We start from the raw sequence: 2,108 nt of genomic DNA, 5'->3' as shown, positions 1-2,108 counted from the left end.
GTTCTCCTCCTTCTCAAAATCAAATCTTTGGAGCCGAACCAACTTCTTCTGGTTTTAAAGTTTATGGACAGTTAGCTAAAATTTGCCTTGATCTTCCTCTTCAAAGTCTTGTTAAAATTGAAAAGGATGGTGCTTTAGAATTCGAACTTTCAGGGAAGAAGTTAAAGGGAAGATTTGCTCTCATCAGGATGAAGAAAGGTGATGATAAAAACTGGTTGCTCATAAAGATGAAAGATGTCTTCGCAAAAAAAGTCTGAAATAAAAAAAATCTGCATTATTGATGATGATCCCCTTATACTTACCTCTGTGAAGAGAGCCCTTAGCAGTTCTGGATACGAGATATACGGAGCCTCTGGCAGAGAAGAATTTGTAAAACTTCTTGACACAGAGAGGTTTGATCTTGTCATCACTGATTATCATCTTAAGGATTGCACAGCTCTTGATATAAGGAATATCATTTATGAGAAATCTCCTGAAACCCTGATACTTTTGATGAGCGGAAAAGAACTGTCTCCGGATATCACACTTCCTAATATCATCAGGAAGCCCTTCTCCATTAAGGAACTTAGAAGCATGGTCAGTGAACTTCTGGGAGGTCAAAGAAGTGAATCTTGATATAGCCCTTTTTAGGTTCATTAATATACATGATCCCGTGCCTTTCCTTGATGACTTTATGGTCTTTATGAGCAGAAGTGCTTATATCTTCTATTTACTTTTCGTTATTATAGCAATACTTAAGGACGGGAAAAAGGCAGTGCTTCCGTTTTTTCTTTTAATAATAGCCTGGATACTTGCTGATGGTGTAGGTAATATAATGAAAGATATTGTTGAAAGACCGAGACCCTTTTACATTATTGAAGATGCCAGATTGCTTGTTGGTAAGGGCACATCCTTTTCTTTCCCATCAAATCATGCTGCTAACTATTCTGCCGTTGCTACAGTCTTAGGGTATTTTTTTAGATACCTGAGACTACCATCTCTTATTGTTGTTCTTGTTGTTTGTCTGTCAAGGGTATATGTTGGTGTTCATTATCCCTCAGATGTGTTTGGTGGTGCAGTTATCGGTGTTGGGATAGCCTTGTTAGTAATAGCAATTTTTAAAAAGATCAGGGTAATATTTATTAAGGACAGACTTTCGGGCATCTTTTATGTTCTTCTCTTTTTTCTTCTTATAGCTAGACTCTATTATATTTCCTATGGTCCGCTGGAACTGAGCGGTGACGAGGCCCACTACTGGGAATGGTCAAGAAGACCTGATCTCAGTTATTATTCTAAAGGTCCCCTAATTGCTTACCTAATAGGATTAACAACCATGTTAGGTGGAAATACAGAGCTAGGGGTGCGATTTCTTGCACCTTTTTTTCTTTTTTTTTCTTCAATAATTATTTACAAACTCAGCCATGAGCTTTACAGGGACTCACGGATATCAGTTCTTTCAGGACTGCTGATTCAGTTCGTCCCGCTATTTTCAACCTATGGAATAGTGATGACCATTGATTCACCCTTCATATTCTTGTGGTCTTTAAGTCTTTATCTCTTCATGAAATCTTTAGAAGCTAAAAGTATTTTACCCTGGATATTTCTTGGCATTAGTGCAGGTCTGGGTATGCTGGCAAAGTACAGCATGGCATTTTTCTTTATCTCGGGCGCAATCTATCTTTTACTGGATAGAGAAAAAAGGATTATTTTTAAAAGTGCTACACCCTATATAACCTTATTAATTTCAATTTTAGTTTTTTCTCCGGTCCTTATATGGAATTTTAAAAATAATTTTGTCACACTCAGACATACTGCCGGTCATATAGGCGTTTATGAAGGATGGGGTTTGAGACCTGAATATTTTTTTGAATTCATGGGTTCTCAGCTCGGAGTACTAACACCTCTTTTTTTTGTTGCCATGGTGATTGCAGTAATGAGGTCCTTTTTTAAAGATGAAAGTATAGATTCAAAAGATAAGTTTCTCTTTTCCTTCAGTATTCCTGAGCTTATCTTTTTTTTCATTAAAAGTATCCAGGCAAAGGTACAGGCAAATTGGTCGCTGATGGCCTATCATGCCTTGTTTATATTCACCTCAGCCTGGTTTATAATAAAGTGGAACAGCTTAAAGA

At 37.1% G+C, this 2,108-nt stretch carries 3 protein-coding genes; all 3 read left to right on the top strand.

Going from position 1 to position 2,108, the window contains the following annotated elements; translation table 11 throughout:
• Positions 1 to 257 (top strand): hypothetical protein (locus tag N2257_10630; GenBank protein ID MCX7794839.1); only part of this gene is annotated, 257 nt, incomplete at its 5' end.
• Positions 235 to 615, top strand: a complete 381-nt coding sequence (locus N2257_10625) for a response regulator (GenBank protein ID MCX7794838.1) — start codon at positions 235 to 237, stop codon at positions 613 to 615. The genes N2257_10630 and N2257_10625, both read left to right, overlap by 23 nt.
• Positions 605 to 2,108: glycosyltransferase family 39 protein (locus N2257_10620; protein ID MCX7794837.1), on the top strand; the 1,504-nt coding region annotated here is incomplete at its 3' end. The genes N2257_10625 and N2257_10620, both read left to right, overlap by 11 nt.

It is taken from the genome of Thermodesulfovibrionales bacterium, from assembly GCA_026417875.1.
Taxonomy (GTDB): Bacteria; Nitrospirota; Thermodesulfovibrionia; order Thermodesulfovibrionales; family CALJEL01; genus CALJEL01.
The sequence above is the reverse complement of the archived record's forward strand: the minus strand, read 5'-3'. Positions and strand labels throughout refer to the sequence as shown.